We start from the raw sequence: 15,172 nt of genomic DNA on the forward strand, positions 1-15,172 counted from the left end.
GCATCCCTCACGGAATAGAGAGCGCGACGATGACCACCACCCCGCCCCGCACCGGCAGACGCTTCCGCGGCCGGCGCGGCCGGCTCAGCCCCGTTGCCACGGCCGCGACCGCCGCCCTGACGGCCGTCTCCCTCCTCGCGGCCTGCTCCGGCCCGCCGAAGGAGAACGCCGGAGGCGTCACCGACGTCCGGCTGTCGCCGTCCACGCCCGAGGCCGGCGGCGAGATCGACTCCTTCACCTGGGCCGTCTACGCCGAACCGCCCACCCTCGACTACACGGTGGCCTTCGACTACCCGCAGAACACGGTCCTGTCCAATGTGTGCGAGAGCCTGATGCGCTGGACCCCGGGCCTCACCACGGAGCCCGGTCTCGCCCAGAAGGCCTCCAACCCGGACCCCACCACCTGGGTCTACGACCTGCGCCCCGGCGTCCGCTTCCACGACGGCAAGGAGATGACCGCCGACGACGTGGTCTTCAGCCTCGGCCGCCAGAGCGACCCCGACAACGCAGCCGCCTGGGCCCAGGTGTTCCAGAACGTCGCCTCGATCACCAAGAGCGGCCCGCTGCAGGTCACCGTCAAGCTCAACAAGCCCGACTCGCAGTTCCCCCAGTACATGGCCACCGCCGCCGGCGTGGTCGCCTCCAAGGCCGCCGTCGAGGCGGCCGGCAAGGACTACGGCACCACGGGCGGCCTCGGCTGCAGCGGCCCCTTCCGGCTCGGTACGTGGAACAAGGGCCAGTCGATCGAGCTGGAGCGCTTCGACGGATACTGGGGCAAGAAGGCCAAGGCGAAGAAGGCCGTCTTCCGGGTCCTGACCGATCCCTCCGCCCGCACGAACGCCATGCTCAGCGGGGAGGCCGACGGCGGCTACCTGATCCCCACCGAGAGCTACGCCCGCCTCAAGAACAGCGGCACCGGCACCCTCTACTTCGGCGAGGGCCTGAGCACGGTCAACGTCAACGTCACCAACATGCAGGGCCCCCTCGGCGACATACGGGTCCGCCGGGCGCTGTCCCTGGCGCTGGACCGCTCCGGCTTCGTCAAGGCCGGCCTCGGCGGGGCGGGCACCGTCACCAACTCCCTCACCACCCGCGCCGCCTGGGCCGCCGCCCCCGAGCGCACCCTGAAGACCGCCTTCGACAGCCTGCCGCCCACCGGCCAGGACATCGAGAAGGCCAAGGCCCTGGTCAAGGAGGCCGGCGCCACCGGCAAGACGCTGACCGTGGCCACCAGCTCCATAGGCCAGGACGTCTCCCTCCTCGCCACCGCCGTCCAGGCGGCCGGCACGCAGATCGGCCTGGACATCCAGCTGAAGACGATCGCCCCGAACGCCTTCACGGCGCTGTTCACCGACCCCCAGGCGCGCGAGGGCATCGACATGTTCCCGCTCACCTACTACGACTCGATCACCGACCCGCTCGACCTGCTGCAGAACTTCAAGACCGGCGCGTACATGAACTTCGCCGGCTACAGCGACCCCGAGTACGACAAGCTCGTCGACCGGGCGAGCGCCGTCTACCCGGTCGAGGAGCGGATGGACATCGAGGCGAAGCTGCAGCACCACGCCTCGGACCAGCTGCTGTGGATCCCGGTCGCCGAGTGGCCCACCGCGCTGTTCATGAACAAGCGGATCACCGGCGCCCCCACCACCATCGCGTACATGTACTACCCGTGGGCCGCCGACGTGGGGGCCGCTCAGTGAGTTTCGTCAGATTCGCGCTGCGGCGGGTGGCGGAGATGGCCGCCACCCTGCTGACCGCCTCGTTCGTGGTCTTCGGGGCCATGTACCTGGCACCGGGAAACCCGGCGAGCTTCCTGCTCGCCGGCCGCTCGGCCTCCCCGGAGGCGCTGGCCTCGATCAACGCCCAGTACCACCTGGACGACCCCTTCCTCGTGCGGTACTTCCGGTGGCTGGGCGACGTACTGCAGGGCGACTTCGGGCGGTCGATCACCTACCGCACCGATGTCTCGCGGCTGCTGGCGGACCGCCTGCCCACCACCCTGCTGCTCATCGTGATGTCGCTCGTCGTGGTCGTCGCCGTCGGCCTCCTCCTCGGCCGGATCGCCGCCGTGCGCGGCGGGGCCACCGACTCCGCCATCCTCGTCACCACGACGTTCGCGGTCGGTACCCCGTCCTTCGTCGCCGCGGTCCTGCTCCAGGGCCTCTTCGCCGTCAACCTCGGCTGGTTCCCCAGCAGCGGGGCGGGGGACGGCGGCCTCGGCGACAGGCTCTGGCACCTCACGCTCCCCTCCATCGCCCTCGCGCTCTACCTGATCGGCATGCTCGCCCGGGTCACCCGCTCCGCCATGCTCGAAGCCCTCGACAGCGACCACGTCACCGTCGCCCGCAGCCGGGGCGTCCCCGAACGCCAGGTCATCGGGCGCCACGTCTTCCGCAACTCGCTCGGCACCGTCCTGACCACCGGCGGCCTGATCGTCTCCACGCTGCTGGTGTGCACCATCCTGGTGGAGACGGCCTTCAGCATCGGCGGCATCGGCCAGCTCCTCGAACTGTCCACCACCACCAAGGACTTCCCGACCGTCCAGGCGATCTCCCTGATCATCGTGGCCCTCTTCATGATCGTGAACCTGGTCGTGGACCTGCTGCTGCCCCTGGTCGACCCCCGGGTCACCCTCGGAACGAGGAGCGCCGCCGCATGACCGCCGTCCTGACCCGCCGGCCCGGCCTCTCCCGGATCCGTGCCGCCGGCTCCCCGCTCCACCTGGTCTGCCTGGTGTTCGTCGCCGTCGTCGTCCTGGCCGCCCTGCTCGCGCCCTGGCTCGTACCCCACGACCCCAACGCCGTCGACCTCGGCAACGCGCTGGCCGCACCCTCGGCCGCGCACCCGCTCGGCGTGGACGCGGCCGGCCGCGACACCCTCTCCCGGCTGCTGCTCGGCGCCCGTACCTCGCTGCTCGGACCGCTCGGCGTCGTCGCCTTCTCCACCGTCGCCGGCATCGCCATCGGCACGGCGGCGGCCTGGCGGGGCGGCTGGATCGACTCCGTGCTCTCCCGCAGCACCGAGCTCGTCTTCGCCTTCCCCGGCATGCTGCTGGCCATCCTGATCATCTCGGTCTATGGAGAGGGCCTGCTCGCCCCGGTCATCGCCCTCGCCGTGGCCTACCTGCCCTACGTCAGCCGCCTCACCCGGTCCCTCGTCCTGGCCGAACGGGCCCGCCCGTACGTCAGCGCCTACCAGGTCCAGGGCCACCCGGCGCTGCAGATCTGCCTGCGCCACATCCTGCCCAACATCGCCCCCGTCGTCCTCGCCCAGTCCACCATCAATTTCGGCTACGCCCTGATGGACCTGGCCGGACTGTCCTTCCTCGGGCTCGGCGTGCCCGCCCTCACCCCCGACTGGGGCCGCATGGTCTTCGACGGCCAGACCGCCATCCAGCACGGCTACCCGCTGTCCGCGATCCTGCCCTGCGCCTTCATCGTGCTGACCGTGGTCGCCTTCAACGTGGTCGGCGAACGCTGGGCCGACCGCATAGCCAGGAGGGCCCGATGACCCCGCCGCAACCACCCCAACCGCCGCACCCCGCGTCGCCCACGCCCACCCTCGACGTCCAAGGGCTGAGGATCACCCTCCCCGGCACCGCCCGGCCCGTCCTCGACGGCGTCGACCTCACCGTCTCCACCGGTGAGACCGTCGCCCTCGTCGGAGAGTCCGGCTCCGGCAAGAGCCTCACCTCGCGCAGCGCGCTGAACCTGCTGCCGCCCGGAGCCGTCGTCGAAGGAGCCGTGCGCGTCGGCGGCGAGGACGTCCTCACCATGGACGCCGACCGGCTGCGCACCGTACGCGCCTCCGCCGTCGCCATGGTCTTCCAGGATCCGCGCGCGGCCGTCAACCCCCTGCGCCGCATCGGGGACTTCCTCACCGAGAGCGTCACCCTGACCCGGGCCATGAGCCGGGCCGGGGCGACCGCGCGCGCCACCGAGCTGCTGCAGGCCGTGGGCCTGGACCCGGAGGTGCTGCGCAAGTACCCCGGCCAGGTCTCCGGCGGCATGCTCCAGCGCGTGGTGATCGCGGCGGCCCTCATGGGGGACCCCGTCCTCCTGCTGGCCGACGAGCCCACCACCGCGCTGGACGTCACCTCCCAGGCCGAGGTCGTCGCCCTGCTGGCCGGGCTCCGCGCCCGCTTCGGCACCGGCCTGCTGTTCGTCACGCACGACCTCGACCTCGCGGCCGCCATCAGCGACCGCGTCTACGTCATGTACGCGGGCCGGATCGCCGAGAGCGGGCCCGCCGAGGCCCTCTTCGCGCGCCCCCGGCACCCGTACACGGCCGCCCTGCTGGCCTCCACCCCGCGGATGGACGGCCCGCGCGGCCGGCTCGCCGCCATCGAGGGCCAGCCGCCGGACCTGCGCCAGGCCCTCCACGGCTGTGCCTTCGCCGCCCGCTGCCCGCTCGCCACGGAGGTCTGCGACCAGCAGGTCCCGCAGCCGGTGGCCGCCCCGGGCCGGCCGGGGCACCTGGCCGCCTGCCACCACAGCGACCGGCTCGAAGGGAGCACCGTCGATGCCCGATAGCGGACTTCCCGACAACGTCCTGGAGGTCACGGGGCTGCGCCGCTCCTACGGAGCCGTGCGTGCCGTGGACGACGTGTCCTTCGTCCTCCCCGAAGGCGGCTCGCTGGGGATCGTGGGGGAGTCCGGCTCCGGCAAGACCACCACCGCGCGGATCGTCGTCGGACTGGAACGGGCCGACGGGGGCGAGGTCCTGGTCGGCGGCCGGAACCGGATCGCGCGGGGCGGGGGCGGGGGCCGCGGCCGTGCGCGGCGCCTGGCCCGTGCCCGCGAGGTCCAGATGGTCTTCCAGGACCCGTACCTCTCCCTCGATCCGCGGACCAGCGTCGAGGCGGCCTTGCGCGAGACCCTGCGCCTGCACTTCCCGGGCCGGGACCACGCCGCGCGGATACGGGAGTTGCTCGACCAGGTGGGTCTGGGCACCCGGGCCGCCGACGCCCTGCCGCGCCAGCTGTCCGGCGGCCAGCGTCAGCGCGTCGCCATCGCCCGGGCCCTGGCCGTCGAGCCGTCCGTGCTCGTCCTGGACGAGGCGGTCGCGGCGCTCGACGTGTCCGTACAGGCGCAGATCCTCAACCTGCTCGCGGACATCAGGGAGCAGACCCGCATCGGGTACCTGTTCATCACCCACGACCTGGGCGTCGTTCGGTGCGTCACCGACGAGATCGTCGTGATGCGCCACGGCCGGATCGTCGAGGCGGGTTCCACGGCCGAGGTGCTGGCCGCGCCCCGGCACCCGTACACCCGGCTGCTCCTGGAGTCGGTGCCCCGCCCGGGATGGGATCCGGAGGCGATCGCCGCGGCCCGCCGGGCGCTGTAGCGGGGGCCGGTCACGGCCCGGATCCGGCTCCCGGGGCGGCTTCCGATCCGGCTCCCGCGGCGAGGGTACGGATCAGGGTCCGCAGGATCTGGCCCGTACCGCCGTCGGCGCCGAGGGAGTCCATGGCCGCCAGGCCGTCCACGGCCGCGGCCACGGCCAGTCCCAGGGGGCGCGGGTCGAGGTCCCCGCCGCGTTCGTCGGCCAGGACCTGGAAGAGGGCGACGAAGCAGGCGCGCCAGCGCCGGTACTCGGCTTCCAGGCTCTCCCGGACCCGGGCGTCGTTCAACGCCTGCCAGTGCAGGGCGGAATGGAGGTGGGAGAGCTCGGCGCCCTCGGGCCGGCCGAGCAGTTGGACGACCCGTTCGGCGCGCTCGGCGAAGGGCCCGGAGCCGGACACCGCCGCCTCCAGCGGTGTGATCCATTCCGGTCGGATGTCCTGGATGACCGCCAGGACGAGATCGGTCCGGTCCTGGAAGTGGTAGTGGCACATTCCGTGCGAAACGCCTGACAGCGCGGCGACGTTGCGGGTGGTGAAGCCCTCGCCCGCCTCTCCCGCGAGCAGGGTCCGCGCGGCGGCGATCAGCCGCGCCCGGGTCAGTTCGCCCTTCGCCGAGGCCCGTGGCCGGCCGGCCCTTGCAGGGGGAGTGGCCGGCCGGTCCCCGGAGTCCTTCGCGACAGCTGCCATGGCGTCACTCTAACCAGCCTTCGGTCCGCGACCTGGGGCTTTCGGTGATCCACCGGAATGACCTCGTCCAAACTATTGACCGAGCGCTTGGCCAGTTTTAGCTTTCCGGTCAACCCCGCTGTCCCCGCGGGGAGTTGAGCCATCGGAGGACCCCCACATGAACGATCACGCAATGAACCGCCCCGTGGGCGAGGGCATGGGCAGGCGCAGGTTCCTCGCGGCGGCGGGACTCACCGCCGCCGCGGCCGCCCTCGCGGCGACCGAAGGGCGGGCCGGCGCCGCCGCGGCGATCCGCCCGGCGGCCGCAGGTGCCTTCCGCGTACCGATCGAGGACGTCCGGCACACCCGCACCTGGATGGCCTGGCCGGACTCCACCTCGATCTGGGGCAACACGCTCGGCGGCGTCCAGCAGGACATCGCGCTCATCGCGCGCACCATCGCCAAGTACGAGCCGGTCTACATCTGCGCCAACTCCGCCGGCGCCGCCAAGGCCCGCTCGATGTGCGGCTCCACCGTCACCGTCATCAGCACCATCCCCGTCGACGACTGCTGGATGCGCGATACCGGCCCCGTCTTCCGCACCAACGGATCCGGCGGTCTGGACGCCGTCGGCCTCAACTTCAACGGCTGGGGCAAGAAGCAGGCCCACTCCCGGGACAACCTGGTCGCCGGCCGGATCGCCTCCTACGTCGGGGTCCCCTTCACCGCCGCCGCCCTGGTCGGCGAGGGCGGCGCGATCGAGCAGGACGGCGCCGGCACCCTGATGGCCACCCGCAGCAGCCTGGTGAACAAGAACCGCAACCCCAACAGGACCGAGGCGCAGATCGAGTCCGCCATGCTCGCCGCCTACGGCGCCTCCAAGGTCATCTGGTTCGACGGCGTCAAGGGCCAGGACATCACCGACGACCACGTCGACGCGACCTCACGCTTCCTCGCCCCCGGCCGGGCCGCCGTCCAGATGCCCCTGGCCTCCGACAACGACGTGTACGCCAAGGACGCCCGCCAGCAGTACCAGATCCTCTCCGCGGCCACCGCCGCCGACGGCACGCGCATGGCGGTCGACCAGATCCAGGGGCCCGACTACAACAAGATCCGTTCCACCAACCCGGACTTCCTCGCCTCCTACGCCAACTACTACCTGTGCAACGGCGCCGTCATCAGTGCCCACTTCGGCGACACCCGCGCCGACACCGCGGCCAAGGCCACCCTCGCCCGGCTCTACCCCGGCCGCACCGTCGAGCAGCTCAACATCGACCGGCTCGGCACCGGAGGCGGCGGTATCCACTGCGTCACCCAGCAGCAGCCCGTCCCGTAACCGGGCACCCGCACACCACGAGGGCCGTTCCGGAGCGATCCGGAACGGCCCTCCGGCGTACGCGGGCGCGAACGGGTACGAGATACCGCCATTCGGGAAAATCCTTGGACCGCGCGGATGCCGTCACGGGACACTTCCAGTTCCTGCAAACCGCCCGCACACGACAGCACAGGGTTGCAATGGGAACGCCTGAACCGCCCGACAGTCCACCGGGCAAAGGCCCGGTCATCCTCGCACTTCGTTACTACGGAAGGGAGTTGGTCCGCCTCCGATGGCTGACCGCACCCGCGATGCTGCTCCCGGCGCTGGGCAACATCGGCATCAACTACATCGCGCCACTGATCGTCGCCAAACTCGTCGGCCGCATCGCCGGGGGTGCCGCAACCACCGTCGACACGATGCTGCCCTACGTCCTCGGATTCGCCGGGGTCCTGCTCCTCGCGGAGGCGCTGTGGCGCCTGGGCCTGCACTGCCTCAACCGCCTCGACGCCCGCGGCATCGAGCGCCTGTACGTCGTCGGCATGGACGAGCTGTTCGCCAAGGACGCCGCGTTCTTCCACGACAACTTCGCCGGGTCGCTGACCAAACGGGTACTCAGTTTCGCCTCCCGCTTCGAGGAGTTCGTCGACACCCTGACCTTCTCGGTGATGGGCAGCTTCGTACCGCTGGTGTTCGCCTCCGTGGTGCTGTGGCAGTACGACCCGCTGCTCGTGGCCGGACTGCTGATCCTGATCGCCGTCACGGCACTGGGCGTCGCGCCGCTGATCCGGCGCCGCCAGGGCCTCGTCGCCCAGCGCGAGGAGGCGATCGCCCGGGTGTCGGGCCACGTCGCCGACAGCCTGATGAACATGGACACCGTCCGGGCCTTCGCCGCCGAGGAACGCGAGGCGGCCGAGCACCGCTCGCGCGTCGCGCAGTCGCGCCGGCTCACCCTGCGCTCCTGGGACTACGGCAACCTGCGGATCGACACGGTCGTCGCGCCGATGTCCGTGCTGACCAACGCGCTGGGCCTGCTGCTGGCCGTCACGCTCGGCGGGGGAGAGCACGGCGTGGAGGCGGTCATCGTCGCCTTCACCTACTACGCCAGCGCGACGCGGATCATGTTCGAGTTCAACCAGATCTACCGTCGGCTGGAGAGCTCGATGACGGAGGCCGCACAGTTCACCGAACTGCTGCTCACCCCGCCGACCGTACTCGACCCGGCATCCCCCGAGCCGCTGCGGCCCGGGTCCCGCGACGTCCGCTTCGAGCGGGTCACCTTCGCCCACGGCGGCGGCAGACCCCTCTTCGAGGGCCTCGACCTGGACGTGCCCGCCGGCACGAAGATCGGCCTCGTCGGCCGGTCCGGGGGAGGCAAGACCACGCTCACCCGGCTGCTGATGCGGATGACGGACGTCGAATCCGGCCGGATCCTGATCGGCGGCCAGGACATCACCCGGCTGCGCCAGGCCGACCTGCGCAGCCTGATCGCCTACGTCCCGCAGGACCCGGCGATGTTCCACCGCACCCTGCGGGAGAACATCGCCTTCGCCCGGCCGGGCGCCACCGAGGCCGAGATCCGCCGCGCGGCAGAGGCGGCGCACGTCACGGAGTTCACCGACGCCCTGCCCGACGGCTTCGACACCATGGTGGGCGAGCGCGGCGTCAAGCTGTCCGGCGGACAGCGCCAGCGCGTCGCGCTCGCGCGGGCGATCCTGCGCGACGCGCCGATCCTGCTGCTCGACGAGGCCACCAGCGCCCTGGACTCGGAGAGCGAGATCCTCGTCCAGGAGGCGCTGTGGCGGCTCATGGAGGGGCGCACGGCCCTCGTGGTGGCGCACCGGCTGAGTACGGTCGCGACCATGGACCGGCTCGTCGTCCTCGACCGCGGACGCATCGTCGAGCACGGTACGCACCAGGAGCTGCTCGCCTCGGAGGGTCCCTACGCGAAGCTGTGGCAGCACCAGTCGGGGGGCTTCCTCGACGACACCTCCGCCGCGCGCTCGGAACTCGGCTGACGGCAGGCACGGTCCGGTCGTGGTGCCGGTCATGCCCGGCACCACGACCGGACCGGGCCCGAACCACCACCGCTGCCCCGGCGCCCGGGACGACGCGGTTCGCTCGTGCTCCTGAGCCGTGGACGCCGTGCCGCTGCTCCCGGGCGGGGTCCTGGCCCGGAACGCCCCGCCGCGCGTCCCGCCCGAGAGCGGCACCCGCCCTTCGGGAGCGGATGTGCATATTTTGTTCTGATATGAGCATCCATGAGGAAAGTCATGGCGGCCCGGGGCGGCGCCGGCTGCTCCGGGTGGTACTGACCGGCACGGTGGCCCTGGGAGCCGGCCTGGTGGCCGGTTCCCCCCGCGCCCCGGACGCCCCCGTCGCCGGCGGCCCCGGAAGGACCCGGCCCGCCAGCCCCTTGTCCGCGCTACGGGAGCTGGAGACGGGCAACGCGCGCTGGCGGACCCTGCACGAGCGGCACCCCGACGAGACGCGGACCGTGCGGCAGACCCTGGTCGGCGGCCAGCACCCGTTCGCCGTCGTCCTCGGCTGCGTCGACTCCCGCGTTCCCCCGGAGCTGGTCTTCGACCAGGGCCTCGGCGATCTGCTGACCGTACGGTCGGCGGGCGAGGTCCTGGACGAGGCGGTGCTCGGCAGCATCGCCTACGGGGTCCTCGAACTGGGCATCCCGCTGATCGTCGTCCTCGGTCACCAGTCGTGCGGGGCGGTCGCCGCGGCCGTCCGGGCCGACGAGGGCGGGCCCCCGCTGCCGGGTCACATGCAGTACCTGGTCGAGCAGATCCACCCGGCGATCGACCACACGCTGCGCGGGGCCGCGCGGATCGACGCCGCGATCACCGCGAACGTACGGCTGGTGCGGGCGCGGCTCGCCGCGGAACCGGAGCTCGCCGCCAAGGTCGCGGCCGGGGACCTCGCCGTGGTCGCGGCCCGGTACGAACTCACCAGCCAGCGGGTGCGCCGGCTCGGCTGACCCCAGCGGTCCGGGTCCGGCTCGCCACGAATCCCAGTTCGTCAGCCTCGCGCGGCCCGAACCGCACGTCCGGGTGGTTGTTCGCCGCAGGGGTGCCTTTGGGCGCTCAAGGCGCTTGGGGGCCGGGACAGTTGATACATGATCATCGAACCCGTGCCCACGCCCGATCCCACGCCCGGCCCCTCCGGCGAGCCCGCCCCGGCGCCCTCCCGCCGCCCTTCCCGCCGGAAGGTCATCGCCGGTGCGGCCGCGGTCGCCGGAGTCGGCGGCCTTTCGGTCGCGGCCGCCTCCGCCGGGACCCCGCAGGCCCCGACCGGCCCGGCGAGCGCCGACTGGGAGACCTGCCTGACCATCGCCCGGGCCGTCCTCGTACGGGACGAGGACGACGAGCCCCTGGTGCCCCGTTACTCCGACATCCTGCTGAAGAACGGCCTGCCCCGGTCCCGTACCCGCAAGAAGGTACTGATCGTCGGCGCCGGCCCCGCCGGGCTCACCGCCGCCCACCTGCTGCGCGAGGCCGGCCACCGGGTCACCGTCATCGAGGCCAACGGCAACCGGGTGGGCGGCCGGATCAAGACCTTCCGCACCGGCGGCCACGAGAAGTCCGCGGCCCCCTTCGCCGACCCGAAGCAGTACGCCGAGGCCGGCGCGATGCGCATTCCCGACAGCCACCCCCTGGTCACCGGGCTGATCGACGGTCTCGGCCTGAAGCGCAGGCGCTTCCACCTGGTCGACGTCGACGGGGCCGGCCGCCCCGCCTACCGTACGTGGATCTTCGTCAACGGAATCCGCGTCCGCCGCGCCGACTACGCGCGCAGCCCGCAGGCCCTCAACAAGTCCTTCGGGGTCCCGGCGGCCTACGAGGCCCTGCCCGCCGCGCAGATCGTCCGCAACGCCTTCGCCCCCGTGCGCAGGGAGATCGAGGGCAAGAAGGACAAGCAGCTCGTCGAGGGCTGGGCCCGCGTGATCCAGCGATACGGCCACATGTCGATGTACCGCTACCTGACCGAGGAGGCCAAGCTCGACGAGCGGACGATCGACCTGATCGGCACCGTCGAGAACCTCACCTCCCGACTGCACCTCGCCTTCGTGCACAGCTTCATCGGTGCCTCGCTGATCAGCCCGGACACCGCCTTTTTCGAACTGCCCGGCGGTACCGCCACCCTGGTCGACGCCCTCTACGCCCGCGTCGACGACCTCGTCCGGCTCGACCGCCGCGCCACCCGGATCACCCACGGGGAGAGCGGGGTCAGCATCGAGACCGTCTCCGAGGGCCGCGGCGGCAGCCCCGTGCGGCGCGAGACCTTCACCGGCGACACCGCGATCATCACCGTGCCCTTCTCCGGGCTGCGCCACATCCCGGTCGCGCCCGCGCTCTCGTACGGCAAGCGGCGCGCGATCACCGAGCTGCACTACGACGCGGCGACCAAGGTGCTGCTGGAATTCAGCCGCCGCTGGTGGGAGTTCGACGAGGCCGACTGGAAGCGCGAGCTGGAGGCGGTCCGGCCCGGCCTGTACCGCGCGTACCAGCTCGGGCGGACCCCGGCGGACGGCACCCTGCTGGGCGCGCACTCGTCCGTCGCCGACCGCGGCATCTCCAGCGGGCAGCGGGCGCACTACGCGGCCTGCCGCGCGGTCACCCGGGACCAGCCCGAGGCGGCCCGCGTCATCGGCGGCGGCTCGGCCACCGACAACCCCAACCGCTTCATGTTCCAGCCCTCCTACCCCGTCGAGGGCAGCGCGGGCGGGGTCGTGCTCGCCTCCTACAGCTGGTCGGACGACGCCCTGAAGTGGGACTCCCTGGACGACGAGGAGCGCTACCCGCGCGCGCTCGCCGGGGTGCAGGAGGTGTTCGGGCAGCGGATCGAGGTCTTCTACACCGGCGTCGGGCGCACCCAGTCCTGGATGCGCGATCCGTACGCCTACGGCGAGGCCTCCGTGCTGCTGCCCGGCCAGCACACCGAACTCTTCCCGCACGTCCGCAAGGCCGAGGGGAACCTGCACTTCGCCGGGTGCCACACCTCCATCAAGCCCGCGTGGATCGAGGGGGCCCTGGAGTCCGCCGTACGCACCGCCCTGGAGGTCCACTCGACCCTCTGACCGGACCTCTGACCGGGCCTCAGCTCTCGGCGAGCACGATCAGCCAGTCGTGCTCGCCGAAGCGGACCCGCTGCCCCTTGTCCGGATTGAGCCGCACGCCGTAGGCGGGGCCCGTGGCGGCCTCGGCGCGCAGCCGGTAGCCGACCGCGCATTCGCGGCGCCGCCGCGCCGACTCGACGAGGGTCGCGAACGTCACCTCGCGATCGGTGCGCACGTAGTCCGCGACCGGCTTCAGGTGGAGCTCGTTCCCCTCCGCCTCGAACAGCTCCTCGAAGACGGCGGCGAGATAGGGGCTCTCCGAGATCTGGGTCATCAGGAGACTGATCAGGCGGCCGCTGACGATGAAGTCGGCGCCCTCCCGGGCGGGTGCCAGCAGCCGGTTGCCGTCGTCGGACATCTCCGTGGTGAGCGACAGCTCCCGGCCCGCCGCCTCCCCGATGGCCCGCAGATGCAGCAGGGTGACCAGCGTCCGGTCGTCCGTCTCCGTCCCGGTCTCCGGCGCGAGGCCGAGGTCGATCGCGCGGGCGGGCGCCGCCGCCGCGCGGGGGAGGGGCTCGTGGCCCGTCTCGCCGATGACGATCACGCTGTCGTACGCGGGCACGTCCAGCTTGGCCAGCAGCCCGGGATCGGTGATGTCCCCGCTGCGGAAGGCCACTTCGAGGCTGCCGTGCGCCCCCGCGACCCCGGTGGCGGCGCGCGTGCGCACGTCGTCGGCGAGCGATACGACGTCCAGCGTGCTCCCGGGACCGACGAACCGGTCGAGCTGCTCCACGAGGAGCGGGGCGCGCCGGTTCCAGCCGAGGAGGAGCAGCCGTGCAGCCTCGGCCGTCCGGGGGCGGGCCGTGACGATCGCCTCCTCGTCGACGCACGAGGACGCGTCCGCCGGTACGGCCGTGTCGTCGTCCTCGGAGATCAGGATGATCCGGTCGCCCGGGCCGATCGCCGTACCGGGGTCCGGATTGAGCGCGACGGCGCCGTCGGCGTGCAGCAGCCCGACCACCGAGGACGTGGTGAACGCCAGCAGGGCCTCGCCGAAGGTGCGTCCGGCCAGGCCCCGGGCGGCGGCGGTGTAGAACTCGTCGCCCGCGAAGTCCAGCAGTTCCTGGTAGACGAGCGAGAGACCGGGTTCGCGGGCGGTCTGGACGAGGAGCCGGGCGATGATGTCGTCGACGCACAGGACGTGACCGCCGCGCCCGGCGGCCAGCCGGGCGGTGAGATGGCTGCGGGTGTCGCGCACGGCGGCGACCACCACCGCCCCGCCTCCCTCGGGGACCGCGGCGCCGAGGGCGAGCAGCGTCTTCACCACCTGGGCGTCGCCGGTGTCCCCCTCGGGGGGCAGGACGAGCACGGCCTTCGCGGTCCGCGGGCTCACCCGGGCCAGCTCCGCGGGGTCGGTGGTGCGCCCGTTGCGGCAGATGATCCGCGTCGTGCCGGTGCCGGTGCCGGTGCCGGTCGCGGCGGCGGAGGTGGCGATCTCCTCCTCCATCTCCACCTTGTCCTTGGGCGCGAGGACGGCGATGGCGGCCCTTCGCTGGTTGGCGTTCGCGGCCACCAGCTCCCCGACCACCGGGAAGATCTGGTCCGACCAGCCCAGCAGGACGGTGTGCCCGGACTCCAGCACGGTGGAGTGGCCGCGCCGGAGCAGCATGATGCGCCGGTTGATGCCGGTGGTGATCAGACCGACCAGCGTGGACACGAACAGCAGGGCGACCAGGGCGAGGGCCACGGAGGCCAGCACGTAGAGGGGCGACCCGACCGCGCCCCCGATCTTGAGGGTCTGTCCGACGCTGACCCATACGGCGGCGAGCCGGCCGGAGAGGGTCGCCGGCGCGGCCCGGTCGGCCCAGACGAGCACCGTGCTCGCCGGGACCACGACGGCGAGACAGGCCAGGGCGAACCATCCGATGAGCGCGGTGGTTCCCCCCGCCATCAGGTTGTCGAACCTGTACCGCAGGCGCAGCGCCAAGGTCGTCGTGTGCCGCTGCGCCATGAGAACCCCCTCGTCTTCCCCGCTGCTAACCCGCGGGCGCCCGCTCGGTTACGGGTGAACCGCCCCCGGGGCGCGGCCGGTCAGGGGTGCAGCGCCGCGATGATCTCGTCCGTGGTGCTGACCCTGCCGATGCGCGGGAAGATCTTGCCGAAGGTATGGGCGTGGGACTCGGGGTCGGTGTCGGCGGTGGCGTCCTCCGCGAAGACCAGGTCGTAGCTGAGCTCCCACGCCGTACGGGCGGTGGACTCGACTCCGACACTGGTGGAGATGCCGGCCAGCACGATGCGGTGGATGCCGCGGCGGCGCAGCTGGAGGTCGAGTTCGGTACCGGTGAAGGCACCCCAGTGGCGCTTGGTGACGACCACGTCCCCGAGGTCGGCCAGCTCGGCCGGGATCTCGGAGAAGGCGGCGGGCGGGGCGGCGGCCGGGCCGGGGCGGTCCACGTTCGCGGTGGGCAGGTCGCCGCCGTCCGGGGACCACGCCACCTTGACCAGGACCACGGGCAGCCGGTGGGCGCGGAACGCCTCGGCGAGCGCGATCCCCTTCCCCAGGATCTCGGGGGTGGGCTTCGCGGCGGGCCGGTCGAGGATGCCCGTCTGGAGGTCGATGAGAACCAGGGCGGTGTCCCCGCCGAGGGTGAGGCGATGGGGTTCGGCGGTCATGAGGTCTCCTCCGACAAGATGGGACATAGGGGCACAACGTACAAGGCGGGCCCCCGATTTCCCCGGCCCTCCTGGCCCTCCCGCAGGCTCGCCCACCCCTAAT

At 72.3% G+C, this 15,172-nt stretch carries 12 protein-coding genes; 9 read left to right on the forward strand and 3 right to left on the reverse strand.

The genetic code is table 11. From position 1 onward, the window contains the following. The first annotated feature begins 29 nt into the window (after positions 1-29). From ACXNSR_RS32180 to ACXNSR_RS32200, 5 genes are read left to right on the forward strand one after another with little or no spacing between them, the layout of a single operon-like run. The gene (locus ACXNSR_RS32180; protein ID WP_458638862.1) at positions 30-1,703 is read left to right on the forward strand and encodes an ABC transporter substrate-binding protein; all 1,674 of its coding nucleotides are present in this window, start codon (positions 30-32) and stop codon (positions 1,701-1,703) included. Beyond that, positions 1,700-2,662 (forward strand): ABC transporter permease, encoded by a 963-nt coding sequence (locus ACXNSR_RS32185; RefSeq protein ID WP_458638863.1) that lies wholly within the window; start codon positions 1,700-1,702, stop codon positions 2,660-2,662. Before ACXNSR_RS32180 ends, ACXNSR_RS32185 begins: the two co-directional genes overlap by 4 nt. Then, positions 2,659-3,513 (forward strand): ABC transporter permease, encoded by an 855-nt coding sequence (locus tag ACXNSR_RS32190; protein WP_458638864.1) that lies wholly within the window; start codon positions 2,659-2,661, stop codon positions 3,511-3,513. The genes ACXNSR_RS32185 and ACXNSR_RS32190 overlap by 4 nt, the downstream gene beginning before the upstream one ends. Further along, complete coding sequence (locus ACXNSR_RS32195; protein ID WP_458638865.1) at positions 3,510-4,535, forward strand: ABC transporter ATP-binding protein; 1,026 nt, start codon at positions 3,510-3,512, stop codon at positions 4,533-4,535. The genes ACXNSR_RS32190 and ACXNSR_RS32195 overlap by 4 nt, the downstream gene beginning before the upstream one ends. Then, positions 4,525-5,349, forward strand: a complete 825-nt coding sequence (locus ACXNSR_RS32200) for an ABC transporter ATP-binding protein (RefSeq protein ID WP_458638866.1) — start codon at positions 4,525-4,527, stop codon at positions 5,347-5,349. Before ACXNSR_RS32195 ends, ACXNSR_RS32200 begins: the two co-directional genes overlap by 11 nt. 10 nt (positions 5,350-5,359) lie before the next feature. Here ACXNSR_RS32200 and ACXNSR_RS32205 read toward each other — a convergent pair whose 3' ends face one another. Next, the gene (locus ACXNSR_RS32205) at positions 5,360-6,034 is read right to left on the reverse strand and encodes a TetR/AcrR family transcriptional regulator (protein WP_458638867.1); all 675 of its coding nucleotides are present in this window, start codon (positions 6,032-6,034) and stop codon (positions 5,360-5,362) included. 157 nt (positions 6,035-6,191) lie between these two features. Between ACXNSR_RS32205 and ACXNSR_RS32210 the strand changes: the two genes are divergently transcribed. The 4 genes from ACXNSR_RS32210 (at position 6,192) to ACXNSR_RS32225 (ending at position 12,417) form a co-directional block, all read left to right on the forward strand. Continuing rightward, a complete protein-coding gene (locus ACXNSR_RS32210; RefSeq protein WP_458638868.1) occupies positions 6,192-7,349 on the forward strand; it encodes an agmatine deiminase family protein in 1,158 nt (385 codons plus the stop codon). 179 nt (positions 7,350-7,528) lie between these two features. Continuing rightward, the gene (locus ACXNSR_RS32215; protein ID WP_458638869.1) at positions 7,529-9,346 is read left to right on the forward strand and encodes an ABC transporter ATP-binding protein; all 1,818 of its coding nucleotides are present in this window, start codon (positions 7,529-7,531) and stop codon (positions 9,344-9,346) included. Positions 9,347-9,579: 233 nt separating this feature from the next. Next, entirely contained in the window at positions 9,580-10,317 is a 738-nt protein-coding gene (locus tag ACXNSR_RS32220) for a carbonic anhydrase (RefSeq protein ID WP_458638870.1), read from the forward strand. 138 nt (positions 10,318-10,455) lie between these two features. Then, positions 10,456-12,417 carry a flavin monoamine oxidase family protein gene (locus tag ACXNSR_RS32225; protein WP_458638871.1) on the forward strand — a complete coding sequence of 654 codons (1,962 nt, stop codon included), beginning with the start codon at positions 10,456-10,458 and terminating at the stop codon, positions 12,415-12,417. A gap of 19 nt (positions 12,418-12,436) precedes the next feature. Here ACXNSR_RS32225 and ACXNSR_RS32230 read toward each other — a convergent pair whose 3' ends face one another. Beyond that, the gene (locus ACXNSR_RS32230; protein WP_458638872.1) at positions 12,437-14,407 is read right to left on the reverse strand and encodes a CASTOR/POLLUX-related putative ion channel; all 1,971 of its coding nucleotides are present in this window, start codon (positions 14,405-14,407) and stop codon (positions 12,437-12,439) included. Positions 14,408-14,487: 80 nt separating this feature from the next. Next, entirely contained in the window at positions 14,488-15,069 is a 582-nt protein-coding gene (locus ACXNSR_RS32235) for a hydrolase (RefSeq protein ID WP_458638873.1), read from the reverse strand. Positions 15,070-15,172 lie beyond the last annotated feature (103 nt).

The organism is Streptomyces sp. NC-S4 (genome assembly GCF_054353315.1).

Bases quoted from the DNA above. Each gene is read 5' to 3' on its own strand.
- ACXNSR_RS32180 (WP_458638862.1), top strand. From the start codon at position 30: ATGACCACCACCCCGCCCCGCACCGGCAGACGCTTCCGCGGCCGGCGC.
- ACXNSR_RS32190 (WP_458638864.1), top strand. From the start codon at position 2,659: ATGACCGCCGTCCTGACCCGCCGGCCCGGCCTCTCCCGGATCCGTGCC.
- ACXNSR_RS32195 (WP_458638865.1), top strand. From the start codon at position 3,510: ATGACCCCGCCGCAACCACCCCAACCGCCGCACCCCGCGTCGCCCACG.
- ACXNSR_RS32200 (WP_458638866.1), top strand. From the start codon at position 4,525: ATGCCCGATAGCGGACTTCCCGACAACGTCCTGGAGGTCACGGGGCTG.
- ACXNSR_RS32205 (WP_458638867.1), bottom strand. From the start codon at position 6,034: ATGGCAGCTGTCGCGAAGGACTCCGGGGACCGGCCGGCCACTCCCCCT.
- ACXNSR_RS32210 (WP_458638868.1), top strand. From the start codon at position 6,192: ATGAACGATCACGCAATGAACCGCCCCGTGGGCGAGGGCATGGGCAGG.
- ACXNSR_RS32215 (WP_458638869.1), top strand. From the start codon at position 7,529: ATGGGAACGCCTGAACCGCCCGACAGTCCACCGGGCAAAGGCCCGGTC.
- ACXNSR_RS32220 (WP_458638870.1), top strand. From the start codon at position 9,580: ATGAGCATCCATGAGGAAAGTCATGGCGGCCCGGGGCGGCGCCGGCTG.
- ACXNSR_RS32225 (WP_458638871.1), top strand. From the start codon at position 10,456: ATGATCATCGAACCCGTGCCCACGCCCGATCCCACGCCCGGCCCCTCC.
- ACXNSR_RS32230 (WP_458638872.1), bottom strand. From the start codon at position 14,407: ATGGCGCAGCGGCACACGACGACCTTGGCGCTGCGCCTGCGGTACAGG.
- ACXNSR_RS32235 (WP_458638873.1), bottom strand. From the start codon at position 15,069: ATGACCGCCGAACCCCATCGCCTCACCCTCGGCGGGGACACCGCCCTG.